Here is a 17,132-nt window from a genome sequence, read left to right as displayed (position 1 = left end):
AGCGCTTGGCCAAAATCAACCAAAAGTTGAAATTGGGCGAATGCCTCACCAGCGATTCGTCCATCTCCGCGTGCAGTCCGCCTATTCGATGCTCGAAGGCGCGATGCAGCCGAAGGACATCGCCAAGACCTGCCGCAAGCTCGAGATGCCCGCGGTCGCCGTCACTGATCGCAACAACATGTTCGGGGCGATGGAGTTCGCCGACTACGCCAAGGGCGAGGGGGTGCAGCCGATCATGGGGGCGCTGGTCGCCGTGGCGCGGCCGGGGAAGGGCGATCGCAACAGCCGCCCGACGCTCGACTGGCTGGTGCTGCTGGCGCAGGACGAGACGGGGTACGCCAACCTCATCGAGCTGGTGTCGCGCGCCCACCTCGACGGCGACGGCAGCGACGAGCCGCATCTGACCTTGGGTGCGTTGCACGGCCGCAGCGAGGGGCTGATCGCGCTGACCGCCGGCGCCGAGGGCGCGCTGGCGCGGCTGCTCGCCGAGGAGCAGCGAACGGCCGCGCTCGCTTATCTCGCCGACCTCGAAGAACTGTTCCCCGACCGGCTCTACATCGAGATCGCGCGCTGCGACGAGTCCGTAGAGCAGAAATCGGAGGAGGCGCTGATCGCGCTCGCCTATGAGCGCAATCTTCCGCTCGTCGCGACCAATCCGGTCGCCTATGCCGGGCCGGAATTCCACGAGGCGCATGACGTGATGCTGTGCATCGCCGACGGCGCCTATGTGGAGACGAAGGAGCGCCGCCGCTCGGGCCGCAACTTCTGGCTGAAGAGCGCGCCGGTGATGTGCGAGCTGTTCGCCGACCTGCCCGAGGCGATCGCCAACACGCTGGTGGTGGCACAGCGCTGCTCGGTGATGGCGCCCGCCCGCGCGCCGATCCTGCCCAGCCTCGCCGGCGACCGCGAGGGCGAGGCGCAGCTGCTCATCGACCAATCCCATCGCGGCCTCGACGCGCGGTTGGAGCGCATGGGCCTCACCGGCGAGGCGGCGCAACCCTATCGCGAGCGCATCGATTTCGAGCTCAACGTTATCAACAACATGGGGTTCGCCGGCTACTTCCTGATCGTCGCCGACTTCATCCAGTGGGCGAAGGGGCAGGGGATTCCGGTCGGCCCAGGCCGCGGCTCCGGCGCCGGCTCGGTGGTCGCCTGGGCGCTGACCATCACCGACCTCGACCCGCTGCAACTGGGCCTGCTGTTCGAGCGCTTCCTCAACCCGGAACGCGTGTCGATGCCCGATTTCGACATCGACTTCTGCGAAACCCGGCGCGGCGAGGTCATCGATTACGTCCAGCAGAAATACGGCTCGGCGCAGGTCGCGCAGATCATCACCTTCGGTAAGATGAAGGCGCGCGCCGTGCTGAAGGACGTCGGCCGCGTCCTCCAGATGCCCTACGGCCAGGTCGACCGGCTGGCGAAACTGGTGCCCAACCACCCGACCGACCCGTGGACGCTCGAACGCGCGCTGAACGGCGTGCCCGAGCTGGCGCAGGAAGCGAAGGGCGAGCCGGCGGTACGGCGCCTGCTCGACCTCGCGCAGCGGCTGGAGGGCCTGCCGCGCCACAGCTCGACGCACGCCGCGGGCGTCGTCATCGGCGACCGGCCGCTGTCGCAGCTCGTGCCGATGTACCGCGATCCGCGCTCCGACATGGGCGTCACCCAGTTCGACATGAAATGGGTGGAGAAGGCGGGCCTCGTGAAGTTCGACTTCCTCGGCCTTAAGACCCTGTCGGTGCTGCAGCGCGCGCTCGAGCTGCTGGCGAAGCGCTCGCAGCCGGTTCATCTCGACCTCGCCGAACTGAAGCTCGACGACCCCAAGGTCTATGAGCTGCTGCAGCGGGGCGACACCGTCGGGGTGTTCCAGCTGGAATCGGAAGGCATGCGGCGCACGCTCGCCGCCGTCCGCCCGACCAACTTCGGCGACATCATCGCGCTCGTCTCGCTCTACCGTCCCGGCCCGATGGACAACATCCCGTTGTTCGGCGCGCGCAAGAACGGGCGGGAGAAGATCGAATTCCCGCACGCGCTGCTGAAAGACATCCTCGCCGAGACCTACGGCATCTTCGTCTATCAGGAACAGGTGATGCAGGCGGCGCAGGTGCTCGCCGGCTATTCGCTCGGGCAGGCCGATCTGCTGCGCCGCGCGATGGGCAAGAAGATCCAGGCGGAGATGGACGCGCAGCGCGCCACCTTCGTCGCCGGCTGTGCGCCGAACAACATCAACGAGACCAAGGCCAACGAGCTGTTCGATTTGATCGACAAGTTCGCGGGCTACGGCTTCAACAAGTCGCACGCGGCCGCCTATGCGCTGGTCGCCTATCATACCGCCTGGCTGAAGGCGCATTACCCGGTCGAATTCTACGCCGCCTCGATGGCCTATGACATCGCGCTGACCGACAAGCTCGCGATCTTCATGGACGATATGCGCCGCTCGGGCGTCGTTTGCCTGCCGCCCTGCCTCAACAAGGGCGAGGCCGACTTCAGCGTCGAATGCACCGGCCCCGACCGTTACGCCGTCCGCTATGCGCTCGGCGCGCTGAAGGGCGTCGGCGAGAAGGCGATGACCGAGCTGGTCGCCGAGCGGCAGAAGAACGGGCCGTTCGAGACGCTCGGCGCCTTCGTGTCGCGCGTCGATGCCAAGCTGCTGAACAAGCGGCAGGTCGAATGCCTTGTCGCCGCCGGCGCCTTCGACGGCTTCGAGCCGTGGAACCGCGCCGAACTGCACGCCGGCACCGACGTCATCCTGCGCATCGCTGTCGAGCAGGCGGAATCGAAGTCGAGCGGGCAGGCGAGCCTGTTCGGCGGTCCTGCCGAGGGCGGGGGCGGCAGCGCCGACGCCGCCGACGAAATTCTGCGCCTCGCCATCCCCCGCCAGGCCGACTGGAATCTCGCGCAGACGATGGCGCAGGAAAAGGACGCCTTCGGCTTCTTCTTCTCAGGGCACCCGCTCGACCAGTGGCGCCATGTGCTCGACGCGAACGGCGCGCGCACCTACGCCGAAATCTGCGAGGCGGGCGGGCCGATCGGCGGCGGCCGCACCTCGGCGTCGATGGCAGGCATGGTGGAGAGCGTTCGCTGGCGCACGCCGCAGAACGGCAACAGCCGGCAGGGGCGTTACCTGCTGATCGATCTCACCGACAGCAGCGGCAATTACATGGCGAGTTGCTTCGATGACGAAGCGCAGGCCGCGGTCGAGGCGGCGGCGCGCTCGGGCGAACCCTCGCTGGTCAGCGCTGAGCTGCTGTGGCGGCCGGGCGAGGAGCAGCCGCGCGTCACCGTCCGCGGGATGACCCCGCTGGCGGAGGCCGCCAAGCGCCAGCGCAGCCGGCTGACCATCGATATCGCCACGGCGGCGGCGCTCGACGACATCAAGCGCATCCTCGAAACCCGCCTCGGCGGGCGCAGCGAGGTGCAGGTACGCGTGCCGCTCGCCGGCCATCGCTTCGCCAACCTCAGCCTCGGGCGCGGCTTCACCGTCGACGGCGACGTGCAGGAGGAGCTGGGGCGCCTTGCCAGCGTGCGCAGCGCCTCCCTCAGCGCGATGGACGTGCCCCGCGCGTTCGCCTGAAGGTTGCGCGGCCGGCGCTTAGCGCCGATATGGTGGCCCGAGAGGCACCATGGGCTATTCGGTCAAGGACAAGCTGGTCGTCGCGGTCTCCTCGACCGCGCTCTTCGATTTTTCGAAGGAGCACCGCATCTTCCTCGAGGAAGGGGTGGAGGCGTTCCGGCAATATCAGCGCGACAACCGCGACGTGCCGCCGAAGCCCGGCGCGGCCTTTCCGTTCATCAAGCGGCTGCTCCGCCTCAACAAGGTGTTCCGCGAGCAGCAGCCGGTCGAGGTGATCATCCTGTCGCGCAACGACCCGGAAGCCGGGCTGCGCATGATGGACGCACTGCCGCACTATGACTTGGAGATCAGCCGGGCGATCTTTCGCTCGGGCGAGGCGCCCTATCCCTACATGCAGGCGATCAACGGCTGCCTCTACCTCAGCACCGACAAGGACGAGGTCGCCGAGGCGATGGAGGCGGGCTACCCGGCCGGCCACGTCCTGCCTTGCGCCGCCGAGGACGACGACGGCGACACGCAGCTGCGCATCGCCTTCGACTTCGACGGGGTGATCGTCGACGACGAGGCGGAGAGCCAATACGCCAGCGGCGGATTGCCGCTGTTCTATCATCATGAGGTCGAGCACCGGAAACGCCCGCTCGGGTCGGGGCCGCTGATGCCGCTGCTGAAGCAGCTGTCGATGCTGCAGCGGCTGGAACGCGAGAACCCGACGGCGGTCAACGCACCGGGCAAGGCGATCCGCGTCGCCATCGTCACCGCGCGCTCGATGCCCGCGCACGAGCGCATCATCACCACGCTCGGCGCCTATGAGATCGAGGTCGACGAGCTGTTTCTGACCGGCGGTCTGGAGAAGAAATCCTTCCTCGATGTGCTGAAGCCGCAGATCTTCTTCGACGACCAGCTCGGCCACCTCGAGCCCGCCTCCGAATTCACCCCCTGCGTCCACATCCCCTTCGGCGTCCGCAATCGCCGCGAGCCGCCGATCGCCGTGCCCGTGCAGCAGGCGCCGAAGCGCGCGAAGAAGCGCAAGGAGGCCGAACGCCCCGTCGAGGCGCCAGCGCTCGATCTTGCCGATGGGGCAGGGGACGCCCGCGACGCTTGATTTCCGCACCCATTCCGACTAAGTCGCCCGCCATCACACAGGTGAGGGTTGCCTACCCGGTGCGTTGATTTCGGTCAGCGCTAACCCCTCACCGAGGCACAACCGGTAAAAGGAGAAACGTTATGGCCGCTCCGGTCATCACGATGCAGCAGCTTTTGGAAGCAGGCGCCCACTTCGGCCACCAGACTCACCGCTGGAACCCGAAGATGAAGCCGTATATTTTCGGTGATCGCAACGGCGTCCACATCATCGACCTGTCGCAGACCGTGCCGCTGTTCGCGCGCGCGCTCGACTTCGTCCGCTCGACCGTTGCCGCCGGTGGCAAGGTGCTGTTCGTCGGCACCAAGCGCCAGGCGCAGGAAGCGGTGGCCGAGGCCGCCCGCAAGTCGGGCCAGCACTTCGTCAACCACCGCTGGCTGGGCGGCATGCTCACCAACTGGAAGACGATCTCGGGTTCGATCAAGCGCTACAAGCAGCTCGAAGAGCAGCTCTCGGGCGACACGCACGGCCTCACCAAGAAGGAAGTGCTCAAGATGACCCGCGAGCGCGACAAGTTCGAGGCGTCGCTGGGCGGCATCCGTGACATGGGCGGCCTGCCCGACGTCATCTTCATCATCGACGTCAACAAGGAAGAGCTGGCGGTCAAGGAAGCGAACGTGCTGGGTATCCCGGTCATCGCCGTCCTCGACACCAACACCTCGCCCGACGGCATCGCCTTCCCGGTTCCGGGCAACGACGACGCCAGCCGCGCGATCAAGCTCTACAGCGACGCGATCGCCGACGCGATCCTCGACGGTCGCCAGGGCTTCCAGTCGAACCGCGGCGTCGACATCGGCGCGCTCGACACCCCGCCGGCCGAGGAGGCGACCGCCGAAGCTTCGGCGTAACGCTCTCGGGGTAATTTTCGGGGGTCGGCGTACAGAAACGTGCGCCGGCCCCTCTTATCAAGAACATAAGATAAGGAATTAAGACCATGGCTGAGATCACCGCCGCGATGGTGAAGGATCTGCGCGACCGTTCGGGCGCGGGCATGATGGACTGCAAGAAGGCGCTGGCCGAGACCAACGGCGACTTCGAAGCCGCGATCGACTGGCTGCGCGCCAAGGGCCTCGCCACCGCTGCCAAGAAGTCGGGTCGCGTCGCGGCCGAGGGCCTTGTCGGCGTCGCCGTCAAGGGCACCAAGGGCGCGGCCGTCGAGGTGAACTCGGAGACCGACTTCGTCGCGAAGAACGACCAGTTCCAGGGCTTCGTCCGCACCGTCACCGAGCTGGCGCTGACCACCGGCGACGACGTCGCTGCACTGCTCGCCGCCGCCTATCCGGGCGGCGAGGGCAGTGTTCAGGAGACGCTGACCAACAACGTCGCGACCATCGGCGAGAACCAGAGCGTCCGCCGCGCCGCCGTCGTGTCGGTCGATCAGGGCGTCGTCGCCAGCTACGTGCACAACGCGGCTGCCGACGGCCTCGGCAAGATCGGCGTGCTCGTCGCGCTGGAATCGGCCGCACCTGCCGATCAGCTGAACGCGCTCGGCAAGCAGCTCGCCATGCACATCGCCGCGGCGAACCCGCTGGCGCTGTCGGAGGCCGAGCTTGATCAGGCGGTCGTCGAGCGCGAGCGCAGCATCGCGCGCGAGAAGGCCGCGGCGTCGGGCAAGCCGGCCGAGATCATCGAGAAGATGATCGAGGGCGGCATCCGCAAGTTCCAGCAGGAAAACACCCTGCTCGGTCAGGTGTTCGTGATCGACGGCAAGACCAAGATCACCGACGTCATCGCGCAGGCCGGCAAGGCCGCCGGCGGCCCGATCACGCTGAAGCAGTATGTCCGCTTCCAGCTGGGCGAGGGCATCGAGAAGGCGGAGAGCGACTTCGCCGCCGAGGTCGCCGCCGCCGCCGGCAAGCAGTAATATTCGCGTTGAATGGGGAGGGCCGGCGGCTTGGCAGTCGCCGGCCCTCTCTCTATGGTGCGCCAACCCTGGGGAGGACCGTCGCGCGTGGCCCGACAGCCGTATAAACGTATCCTGCTGAAGCTGTCCGGCGAGGCCGCCGCGGGCGATGGCCCGTTCGGCATCGATGTCCATGCCGTCGACCGCCTCGCCGCCGAGGTGAAGGCGGCGCGTGATGCCGGCTTCGAACTGTGTCTCGTCACCGGGGGCGGCAACATCTTCCGCGGCCTCGCGGCAGCCGCCAAGGGCTTCGAGCGGACCAGCGCCGACTATATGGGCATGCTGGCGACCGTGATGAATGCGCTCGCGGTGCAGAACGCACTGGAGCGGATTGGCGTCGATACGCGCGTCCAGTCGGCGATCCCGATGGCGAGCATTTGCGAACCCTACATCCGCCGCCGCGCGCTGCGTCACCTCGAAAAGGGACGGGTGGTGATCTTCGCCGCCGGCGTCGGCAGCCCCTATTTCTCGACCGACAGCGGCGCCGCGCTCCGCGCCGCCGAGATGAACTGCGAGGCGTTGTTCAAGGGCACCAGCGTCGACGGCGTCTACAACGCCGATCCCAAGAAGGATTCGACCGCCGTTCGCTACGAGCAGGTCTCCTTCGACGAGGTGCTCAACAAGGACCTGAAGGTCATGGACGCCTCGGCCATCGCGCTCTGCCGCGACAACCGCATTCCGATCGTCGTGTTCAACATTCGCGAACCCGGCAACCTTGCGCGCATCCTGCGCGGCGAGGGCACGTCCACCATCGTCAAGAACGAGGTCTGAGATGGCAGCATTCGACGCCAACGCCGTGAAGGCGGATCTGGAGCGCCGCATGAAAGGCGCGCTCGACACGCTGAAGCATGACCTCGGCGGTCTGCGCACCGGCCGCGCCTCGACCTCGCTGCTCGATCCGATCCAGGTCGAGGTCTATGGCTCGAACATGCCGCTCAATCAGGTGGCGACCGTGACCGCGCCGGAGCCGCGCATGCTCGCCGTGCAGGTGTGGGACCGCACGAACGTCCAGCTCGTCGAAAAGGCGATCCGCTCGGCCGGGCTCGGCCTCAACCCGATCACCGATGGCCAGAACCTGCGCCTGCCGATCCCGGACCTCACCGAGGAGCGCCGCAAAGAACTGGCCAAGCTCTGTAGCCAATATGCCGAGAAGGCGAAGATCGCGGCGCGCAACGTTCGCCGCGACGGCATGGACGCGCTGAAGACCGCCGAGAAGAAGGGCGAGATCAGCCAGGACGATCAGAAGCGGCTCGAGACCGAGGTCCAGAAGCTGACCGACCGCTACGCGACCGACATCGACGCTGCGGCGGCTGCCAAGGAAAAGGAAATCCTCGGCAAGTGACCGCCAACGCCGCCCCTCAGGCCGCCGGCGTATCGGGCGGTGCGGGCGTGCCCCGCCATGTGGCCATCATCATGGATGGCAACGGGCGCTGGGCGAAGAAGCGCTTCCTGCCGCGCGTCGCCGGCCACCGCGCCGGAGTCGAGGCGGTTCGCCGCGCGGTGAAGGCGGCGCCGCGCATCGGCATCGAGGTGCTGACGCTCTACGCTTTCTCGTCTGAAAACTGGAAGCGCCCGGCGGACGAGGTCAGCGACCTCATGGGACTGCTGAAGCATTATCTCCAGAGCGAGATCGACGAGCTTCACGAGAACGGCATCCGCCTGAAGTTCATCGGCGACCACAGCCGATTGAGCGCCGAACTGGTGAAGCTCCTGCAAAAGTCCGCCGAGCGCACCGCCGGCAACACGCGGATGACGCTCGTGCTGGCGCTCAACTACGGCTCGCAGGATGAATTGGCGCGCGCGGTGCGCGGGCTGATCGCCGACGGCACGCCGGCCGAGCAGGTCACTGAGGAAGCGATCGCGGCGCGGCTCGACACAGCCGACCTGCCGCTGCCCGATCTGATCATCCGCACCTCGGGCGAGCAGCGGCTGTCCAACTTCCTGCTGTGGCAGGCGGCCTATGCCGAGCTGGCTTTCACCGATGAGCTGTGGCCCGACTTCAACGAAGCCTCGCTGCAGCGGCTGGTCGACGAATATTTGCGCCGCGAGCGCCGCTACGGCGGGCTCTGACATGGCCATTACCGACCCGCTGCCGTCTGTCACCGATTCGCCGCCGCCGAGCGGGCTGTGGACGCGCATCGCCGTCGCGGTGCCGCTGATCGCCATCGCGCTGTTCGCGGTGATGAAGGGCGAGCTGTGGTTCACCGCGCTGGTTTCGGTGGGCGTGCTGCTGATCTTTGCCGAATGGGCGGTGATGCACGGCATCCCGCGTCAGTGGCGCTTGATCGGGCTGGTCGTGCTCGCGGCCGGCTGCTTCGCGACCGAGCTTCAGGCGCTGTTTCCCGCCATTCTCGGGCTGCTTGCCGCGGCCGGCGTCCTCGGCATTCTCGCCCGGCTGTTCAAAATCTGTGACGCCAAATCGATGGCCGGCGGGCTGCTTTATGCCGGTCTGCCGGCGATCGCGCTGATCTGGCTGCGCGACCAGCCGCAGGGGCTCGGGCTCGTCGTCTGGGTGCTGACCTTGGTCTGGGCGACCGACATTTTCGCCTATTTCGCCGGCCGCACCATCGGCGGGCCGAAGATTGCGCCCAAGATCAGTCCCAAGAAAACCTGGGCCGGCCTCGTCGGCGGCGTCATCGGCGCGATGGTCGTCGGCTGGTTCGTCGCGCGCTGGGCGCTGTTCCCGGCGGCGTTGTTCGCCTCGCTGTCAGGTGGTCTGGCGGTCGTCTCGCAGGCCGGCGACTTCTTCGAATCCTGGCTGAAGCGCCGCGTCGGCGTGAAGGATTCAGGGACGCTGCTGCCGGGCCACGGCGGCATCATGGACCGCGTCGACGGCCTCGTGCCGGTGGCGGTGCTGGTCGCCGCGGCGCTGATCCTCAAGGATTTGTGGCGATGAGCGCGGCGCGTGCCGTCACCATCCTCGGCTCGACCGGGTCGGTCGGGCGCTCCACCCTCGACCTCATCGAACGCCAGCCCGACAAGTGGCGGGTCGCGGCGCTCACCGCCAATTCGGATGTCGCGACGCTCGCCGCGCAGGCCAAGCGGCTCCGTCCCGATGTCGCGGTCGTCGCCAACGAAGCCTCCTATACCGAGCTGAAAGACGCGCTCGCCGGCACCGGCATCGAGGCGGCGGCGGGGAAGGGCGCGGTCGCCGAGGCCGCCGATCGCCCGGCTGAGTGGGTGATGGCGGCGATCGTCGGCGCTGCCGGGCTTGAACCCACGTTGCGCGCGGTCAGCCGCGGCGCGACCGTGGCGCTCGCCAACAAGGAAACTTTGGTCTGCGCCGGCGACCTCGTCACCAGGACCGCCGGCCGCACCGGCTCGCGGCTGCTGCCGGTCGATTCCGAGCATAACGCGATCTTCCAGGTCTTCGATTTCGACAACCCGGCGCGCGTCGAGCGCGTCATCCTCACCGCGAGCGGCGGCCCGTTCCGGCAGCTGAGCTACGAGGCGATGCGCAGCGTCACGCCCGAGCAGGCGGTCGCGCACCCGGTCTGGTCGATGGGCGCCAAGATCTCGGTCGACAGCGCCACCCTGATGAACAAGGGCCTCGAACTGATCGAGGCCTGGCACCTGTTCCCGATCGGTGTCGAGCAGCTGGACGTGATCGTCCACCCGCAATCGGTGGTGCACAGCTTCGTCGAATATATCGACGGCTCGGTTCTGGCGCAGCTCGGCACGCCCGACATGCGCACCCCGATCGCCTATGCGCTGGCCTGGCCGGAACGCATCGCGACCCCGTGCCGCAGGCTCGACCTGACCGAGATTGCGCGCCTTGATTTCGAAGCGCCGGACCCGGTGCGCTTTCCGGCGCTGAACCTTGCCTGGTCCGCCTTGCGGCAAGGTGGCTCAGCGCCCGCGGTGCTGAATGCGGCTAATGAGGAGGCGGTGGCTGCCTTCCTCGCGCGGCGCATCGGATTCCTCGATATCGCCGCAATCGTCGCGGAGACGCTGGAAGCGATGACGTCGGCGCCGATCGCCAGCCTCGAAGACGTGATCGCCGTCGACGGCGAAGCGCGGCGGCGGGCGTCGGCCGCGATCGAAGCAAGGATGAGCTGAATGGATATCGTCCAGCCGGGGCTGCTCTACACCCTCGCGATGTTCGCGCTGGTCATCGGCATCCTCGTGTTCATCCACGAGATGGGGCACTATCTCGCCGGCCGCATGTTCGGCGTGAAGGCGGAAAGCTTCTCGATCGGCTTCGGCAAGGAGCTGTTCGGCTGGACCGACAGGCAGGGCACTCGCTGGAAGCTCTCGGCGCTGCCCTTGGGCGGCTACGTCAAGTTCGTCGGCGACATGAACGTCAGCTCGCAGCCGTCGCCCGAAATGGCGGCGATCCCGGCGGCGGAGCGCAGGCATATCTTCGCGTTCAAGCCGCTGTGGCAGCGCGCCATCATCGTCGCCGCCGGCCCGATCACCAATTTCGTCTTCGCGATCGGCGTGTTCGCGGCGTTCATCGCCATCTACGGCCATATGTTCACCCCGCCGGTGGTGTCGAGCGTCGAGCCGAACAGCGCGGCGGCCGAAGCGGGCATCCAAAAGGGCGACCGGGTCATCGAGCTCGGCGGCCGCGACATCGACCGTTTCGAAGACCTGATCCAGGTCGTCACCATCCACGCCGGCATGCCGCTCGACGCGACGATCGAGCGCGGCGGCCAGCGGCTCGAGATGACCGTCGTTCCGAAGATCGACCTGATGCGCGACCGCTTCGGCAACGAGTTCGAGCGCGGCCTGCTCGGCGTGCGCGGCGCGCGGCCGGTGATCGCCGAGCGGTCGGGCTTCGATATCCTCTATTACGCCGTCGACGACACCATTCTGCTGACGCGGTCGATCATCGACACGCTGATCCAGGTGATCACCGGTCGCCGCTCCGTAAAGGAGCTGGGCGGGCCGCTGAAGATCGCCCAGTTTTCCGGCCAGCAGGCCACGATGGGGCTGCCGAACTTCGTTCACTTCATGGCGCTGATCTCGATTAACTTGGGGTTCATCAACCTCCTGCCAGTCCCGATGCTGGACGGCGGTCACCTGTTCCTCTACGCCATCGAGGGCATCCGGCGCCGGCCGCTTCATCCGAAGGTTCAGGAATGGGCCTTCATGTCGGGTTTTGCGCTACTCATCTCGCTGATGCTCTTCCTCACGTTCAACGACCTTGCGTCGTTCGGCGTGTTCGAGCATCTGGCGGGCTTGCTCGGCTAGCCGGGCCAACCAGAGAATTTCTACGTCGGGGAAGGCGGAGCGTGGCTGACAAGGCATCGAATGTGAAGCGCATGCGCCGTCTTACTGCGCTACTGATGACCGGCACCCTGTTGTCGGGGCCGATGGCGACGTCGGCGGCGCTGGCGCAGCAGGCGCCGGCGGCGACTGCGCCCGCACAGGCCGCGCCCGATCCGGCGTCCGCGCCGACGGTCGCGCCCGATCCGGTCGGCACCGTCCGCCAGGTGGTCGTGCAGGGCAACGAGCGCCTCGAGGCGGAAACCGTCCGCTCCTACATCGGCCTGTCGATCGGCGACGAATATGACCGCACCCGGCTCGATCAGGCGCTGAAGACGCTCTACGCGACCGAGCTGTTCGCCGACGCGACGATCCGCGACGACGCCGGCACGCTGATCGTGCAGGTCCGTGAGAACCCGGTGATCAACCGCATCGTTCTCGAAGGCAACAAGCGCATCAAGGAAGACAAGATCCGCGAGGAAATCCGCCTCGCGCCGCGCCAGATATTCACCCGCTCGAAGGCGCGCGCCGACGTGTCGCGCATCCTCGAGGTCTATCGCCGCTCGGGCCGCTTCGCCGCGAACGTCGAGCCGAAGATCGTCCAGCTCGACCAGAACCGCGTCGATGTGGTGTTCGAGATTCAGGAAGGGGCCAAGTCGAAGGTCCGCCAGATCAACATCATCGGCAACGCCCGCTTCTCGGATGGCGACCTGATCGACGAGATGGCGACACGGCCGGCGCGCTGGTACCGCTTCTTCACTTCGAACGACACCTACGATCCCGATCGTATGGCGTACGACCAGCAGAAGCTGCGCCAGTTCTACCTGACCGAGGGCTATGCCGACTTCCGCGTCGTGTCGGCGGTCGCCGAGCTGACTCCGGATCGTCAGGACTTCATCATCACCTATGTGGTGGAAGAAGGTGATCGCTACAAATTCGGCGATGTCGACCTGGAAAGCCAGATCCGCGACGTGAAGCCGGAGACGTTCAAGGCGCTGATTCCGTTCAAGAAGGGTGACTGGTACAACGCCAAGCTGACCGAAGACACCATCGACGGCCTCACCGAGACCGCCGGCCTTCTCGGCTATGCCTTCGCCGACGTCCGCCCGCAGATTTCGCGCGACAAGGAAACGAAGGTGATGAACATCACCTTCCAGATCGCTGAGGCGCCGCGCGTCTATGTCGAGCGCATCGACATCAACGGCAACGTCCGCACCAAGGACGAGGTCGTCCGCCGCGAATTCCGTCTGGCGGAAGGCGATGCCTTCAACAGCTTCAAGGTGAAGCGCTCGCGCGACCGCATCCAGTCGCTCGGCTACTTCCAGGAGAAGTTCGAGATCGAGCAGAAGCCGGGTTCAGGCCCCGACAAGATCGTCCTCGAGGCGAACGTCGAGGAGAAGGCGACCGGCGAACTCCAGGTGTCGGCGGGTTTCTCGTCGATCGAGCGCTTCCTGCTCAACCTGTCGATCGCCGAGCGCAACTTCATGGGCAAGGGCCAGACCTTGCGCGCCTCGGTCAATTATTCGAGCTTCTCGCGCTCGATCGAGGCGGGCTTCACCGAGCCCTATTTCCTCGGCAAGAACCTCGTGCTCGGCGCCGACGTGTTCCGCCGCGACTATGAATCCTTCGGCTTCGGCGCGAACAATGACCGCGAGACGATCTACGATCAGGTGACGACCGGCTTCCAGGTCCGCACCGGCTTCCCGATCACCGAGTTCTGGGCGGCGCAGCTGCGCTATGGCCTGTCGCGCGAGGAAGTCGATCTCGCCGACATCTATTTCCGCGACCTCGATGCGGTGGCCGATACCGACGGCGACGGCATCCTCGACGGCAACGGCATCCAGGCAGACGAGCGCACGCGCCAGAACTGCCAGGCGGGCGTGTTCATCTGCGAGGCGTTCGGCAACTACAATGTGTCGTCGCTCGGCTATTCGATCGTCTTCGACAATCTCAACAACCGCCTGCGCCCGAGCGCCGGCCAGCGCTTCGCGTTCAGCCAGGACGTGGCCGGCGTCGGCCTCGGCGTGAAGTACGTCCGCACCCGGTCGAACTTCGACAAATATTGGGGCCTGGGCAACAGCGGCTTCATCTTCAGCGTCGGGCTCGAGGGCGGCTATATCTTCGGCTGGGGCGGCGACAACATTCGCCTGACCGACCGCTACTTCCTCGGCGAGCCGCGCTTCCGCGGCTTCGACATCCGCGGCGTCGGCCCGCGCTCGATCCAGCGCGAGATCGGTACCGACGGCCTGCCGATCGGCGAGCGTAGCGATGCCCTCGACACCGCGCTCGGCGGCAACGCCTATTATCTCGGCCGTCTCGAGTTGGAGATTCCGCTCGGCGCGGGCGGCCGCGAGCTCGGCCTGCGCCCGTCGGCGTTCCTCGACGCGGGTGCGCTCTGGAACACCGGTGGCCGCCGCACCAGCAGCTGCATCGTCGGTTCAACCTGCCAACCGGGCGATATTCTCGACGAATACCTCGGCGACACCTGGAAGCCGCGCGCGGCTGCGGGTATCGGCGTTTCCTGGAATTCACCCTTTGGACCGTTCCGCATCGACTTCGCGAAGCCGCTGCTGAAGCGTGACGGCGACGATCCCAAGACCTTCATCTTCAACGTAGGGACTCAGTTCTAATGAAGACCATGTTCAAGGCCGCGGCCATTGCCGCGCTCGCTCTCGGCTCCTCGACCGCCGCGCTCGCCCAGGCGGCCGCGCCGGCCGGCGCCAACGCCATCATCGTCGTCGACATGGACCGCGTCGGCGCGGACTCCGCCGCCGGCAAGAGCGGTCAGCAGCAGCTGAAGACGCAGCTCGACTCGCTGCAGGCGCGCGGCAAGTCGCTCGCCGACAGCCTGCGCGGCGAGGAGCAGACGCTGCTCAAGGCCCAGCAGGGCAACACCATGGCGCCGGAAGCCTTCCAGGCGAAGGTGAAGGACCTGCAGACCAAGCAGAATACCGCCCGCACCGAACTCGGCAACCGCGAGCAGGGCCTGCAGCGCAACCAGGGCTATGTTCGCCAGCAGATCTTCAACGCGGTCGGCCCGATCATCAACGCAGTGATGCGCGAGCGCGGCGCGTCGCTCGTGATCGCGCGTGACGCGGCGCTCGCCGTGTCGCCCACGCTCGACGTGACCGCCGAGGTGATCCGTCGCCTCGACGCCGCGCTGCCGCGCGTCAATGCGACCGCTCCGGCGGTCGCGCCGGCTGCGGCGCCCGCCAAGAAGTGAGCGATGCCGATACCGGGGTGAGCGTCGGCCCGGCCGACGTTCGCGCCATCATGGCGCTCATCCCGCATCGCTTCCCGATGCTGCTGGTCGACCGCGTGGAGGACATCGTCCTCGACAAGTCGGCCAAGGGCATCAAGGCGGTGACGATCAACGAACCGTTCTTCGCCGGGCACTTCCCGGCGCGGCCGATCATGCCGGGCGTGCTGATCGTCGAGGCGCTGGCGCAGACCGCCGGCGTGCTGGCGATCAAGTCGCTCGGCCTCGAAGGCTCGGACAAGCTCGTCTACTTCATGGCGATCGACGAGGCGAAGTTCCGCGCACCGGTCGAACCGGGCGTGCTCATCGAGCTCCACGTCGAGTTCGTCCAGAAGCGCGCCACCGTCTGCAAATTCGCCGGCAAGGCGATGATCGACGGCAAAGTGGTCGCGCAGGCCAACTTCACCGCGATGATTGCCGACCCGCCGGCCTGACGGCGGCGGATCGCTGATAAGGGAAGGGCGCCACTCCGTAAGAGGAGGGCGCCCTTTCTCTTTCAGCACACCCAAATCCGTCATACCGGCGAAAGCCGGTATCCAGACCGACCGTTGACTGGATACCGGCTTTCGCCGGTATGACGGCAAGGGGGAGAGCGAGCAGGTCAGCCCTCGCCCGCTGGCGGGAGAGGGAGGGGCCCGCCGCGAGTGAGGGTGTACCGCATGCTCCGCTTCGCCGCCCTCGACAGCAAGCTCGCTGCCGCTCGCACACCCTCACCTAGCCTCTCCCGCAAGCGGGAGAGGCACCAAGTCGGGGACTACTTCGTCTCTTCGAACAGTTCCCGGCCGATCAGATACCGCCGGATCTCGCTCGTCCCCGCGCCGATCTCGTAGAGCTTGGCGTCGCGCAGCAGGCGGCCGGTCGGATATTCGTTGATATAGCCGTTGCCGCCCAAGGTCTGGATTGCCTCCAGTGCCATCCACGTCGCTTTCTCGGCCGAATAGAGGATGCAGCCGGCGGCGTCCTTGCGCGCGGTCTCGCCGCGGTCGCAGGCCTGCGCCACCGCGTAGACATAGGCGCGCGAGGCGCTGAACGTCACATACATGTCGGCGAGCTTGCCCTGCATCAGCTGGAAGGTGCCGATCGGCTGGCCGAACTGCTGGCGGTCGTGGACATAGGGCACGACCGTATCGAGGCAGGCGGCCATGATCCCGAGCGGCCCGCCCGACAGCACAACGCGCTCATAGTCGAGGCCCGACATCAGCACCTGCGCGCCGCGGCCTTCCTGGCCGAGGACATTCTCGTAGGGAATCTCGCAATCCTCGAACACCAATTCGCAGGTGTCCGAGCCGCGCATGCCGAGCTTGTCGAGCTTCTGCGCGGTCGAAAAACCCTTCATGCCGCGCTCGACGAGGAAGGCGGTGACGCCGCGCGGGCCGGCCTCGGGATCGGTCTTGCCGTAGACGACGAGCGTGTCGGCGCTCGGCCCGTTGGTGATCCAGAATTTGTTGCCGTTGAGGATGTAGCGGTCGTTGCGCTTCTCGGCGCGCAGCCGCATCGAGATGACGTCCGACCCGGCGCCCGGCTCCGACATCGCCAGCGAGCCGACATGCTCGCCCGACATCAGCTTCGGCAGATATTTCGCCTTCTGCTCGGCCGTGCCCCAGCGGGCGATCTGGTTGATGCAGAGGTTGGAGTGCGCGCCATAGGAGAGGCCGACGCTCGCCGAGGCGCGGCTGATTTCCTCCATCGCGATGACGTGGGCGAGATAGCCGAGGCCGGTGCCGCCGTCCGCTTCGGGCACCGTCATGCCGTGCAAACCCAGCTCGCCGAGCTTCGGCCACAGGTCGCGCGGGAAGGTGTTGGTCGCGTCGATCTCGGCGGCGCGCGGCGCGATCTCGGCCTGCGCGAAGGCGCGCACGCTGTCGCGCAGCATCTCCATCGTGTCGCCGTGGTCGAAGCGAAGGGTGGACAGGGTCATCGCGTATTCACTCCCCATTTCTTGTCGTCATTCCCGCGAAGGTGGGAACCCAGTCCATTCGAAGGCGCCGGCGGTAGCGGGCAGAGTTGCTTCTCGTACTGGATCCCCGCCTTCGCGGGGACGACGATG

At 66.8% G+C, this 17,132-nt stretch carries 14 protein-coding genes; 13 read left to right on the top strand and 1 reads right to left on the bottom strand.

What is annotated here, in order from left to right:
• Positions 1-40: 40 nt before the first annotated feature.
• The 13 genes from dnaE (at position 41) to fabZ (ending at position 15,519) form a co-directional block, all read left to right on the top strand.
• Positions 41-3,571 (top strand): DNA polymerase III subunit alpha, encoded by a 3,531-nt coding sequence (gene dnaE / locus ACFOMD_RS14990; protein ID WP_380862802.1) that lies wholly within the window; start codon positions 41-43, stop codon positions 3,569-3,571.
• A 49-nt stretch (positions 3,572-3,620) separates the two neighbouring features.
• Positions 3,621-4,673, top strand: a complete 1,053-nt coding sequence (locus ACFOMD_RS14985; protein WP_380862800.1) for a 5'-nucleotidase — start codon at positions 3,621-3,623, stop codon at positions 4,671-4,673.
• Positions 4,674-4,795: 122 nt separating this feature from the next.
• The gene (rpsB, locus tag ACFOMD_RS14980; protein ID WP_380862798.1) at positions 4,796-5,560 is read left to right on the top strand and encodes a 30S ribosomal protein S2; all 765 of its coding nucleotides are present in this window, start codon (positions 4,796-4,798) and stop codon (positions 5,558-5,560) included.
• A gap of 86 nt (positions 5,561-5,646) precedes the next feature.
• Complete coding sequence (tsf, locus tag ACFOMD_RS14975) at positions 5,647-6,576, top strand: translation elongation factor Ts (protein WP_380862796.1); 930 nt, start codon at positions 5,647-5,649, stop codon at positions 6,574-6,576.
• A gap of 87 nt (positions 6,577-6,663) precedes the next feature.
• On the top strand, positions 6,664-7,386 hold the full coding sequence (gene pyrH / locus ACFOMD_RS14970; protein ID WP_380862794.1) for a UMP kinase: 723 nt from the start codon (positions 6,664-6,666) through the stop codon (positions 7,384-7,386).
• A gap of 1 nt (position 7,387) precedes the next feature.
• A complete protein-coding gene (frr, locus tag ACFOMD_RS14965; protein ID WP_380862792.1) occupies positions 7,388-7,957 on the top strand; it encodes a ribosome recycling factor in 570 nt (189 codons plus the stop codon).
• A complete protein-coding gene (locus ACFOMD_RS14960) occupies positions 7,954-8,685 on the top strand; it encodes an isoprenyl transferase (RefSeq protein ID WP_380862790.1) in 732 nt (243 codons plus the stop codon). The genes frr and ACFOMD_RS14960 overlap by 4 nt, the downstream gene beginning before the upstream one ends.
• Position 8,686: 1 nt before the next feature.
• Positions 8,687-9,511, top strand: a complete 825-nt coding sequence (locus tag ACFOMD_RS14955; protein ID WP_380862788.1) for a phosphatidate cytidylyltransferase — start codon at positions 8,687-8,689, stop codon at positions 9,509-9,511.
• Complete coding sequence (locus ACFOMD_RS14950) at positions 9,508-10,674, top strand: 1-deoxy-D-xylulose-5-phosphate reductoisomerase (protein ID WP_380862786.1); 1,167 nt, start codon at positions 9,508-9,510, stop codon at positions 10,672-10,674. The genes ACFOMD_RS14955 and ACFOMD_RS14950 overlap by 4 nt, the downstream gene beginning before the upstream one ends.
• Positions 10,675-11,811 (top strand): RIP metalloprotease RseP, encoded by a 1,137-nt coding sequence (rseP, locus tag ACFOMD_RS14945; protein ID WP_380862784.1) that lies wholly within the window; start codon positions 10,675-10,677, stop codon positions 11,809-11,811. It abuts the gene before it with no gap.
• Between the two features lie 71 nt (positions 11,812-11,882).
• Positions 11,883-14,456: an outer membrane protein assembly factor BamA gene (bamA, locus tag ACFOMD_RS14940; protein ID WP_380863457.1), complete on the top strand. Its 2,574-nt coding sequence runs from the start codon at positions 11,883-11,885 to the stop codon at positions 14,454-14,456.
• Positions 14,456-15,049 carry an OmpH family outer membrane protein gene (locus tag ACFOMD_RS14935; protein ID WP_380862782.1) on the top strand — a complete coding sequence of 198 codons (594 nt, stop codon included), beginning with the start codon at positions 14,456-14,458 and terminating at the stop codon, positions 15,047-15,049. Before bamA ends, ACFOMD_RS14935 begins: the two co-directional genes overlap by 1 nt.
• On the top strand, positions 15,046-15,519 hold the full coding sequence (fabZ, locus tag ACFOMD_RS14930) for a 3-hydroxyacyl-ACP dehydratase FabZ (protein ID WP_380862780.1): 474 nt from the start codon (positions 15,046-15,048) through the stop codon (positions 15,517-15,519). Before ACFOMD_RS14935 ends, fabZ begins: the two co-directional genes overlap by 4 nt.
• Positions 15,520-15,839: 320 nt before the next feature.
• Here fabZ and ACFOMD_RS14925 read toward each other — a convergent pair whose 3' ends face one another.
• Positions 15,840-17,003: an isovaleryl-CoA dehydrogenase gene (locus ACFOMD_RS14925; protein ID WP_380862778.1), complete on the bottom strand. Its 1,164-nt coding sequence runs from the start codon at positions 17,001-17,003 to the stop codon at positions 15,840-15,842.
• Positions 17,004-17,132: the final 129 nt, after the last annotated feature.

It is taken from the genome of Sphingoaurantiacus capsulatus, from assembly GCF_042648405.1.
Classification (GTDB): domain Bacteria; phylum Pseudomonadota; class Alphaproteobacteria; order Sphingomonadales; family Sphingomonadaceae; genus Sphingoaurantiacus; species Sphingoaurantiacus capsulatus.
The sequence above is the reverse complement of the archived record's forward strand: the minus strand, read 5'-3'. Positions and strand labels throughout refer to the sequence as shown.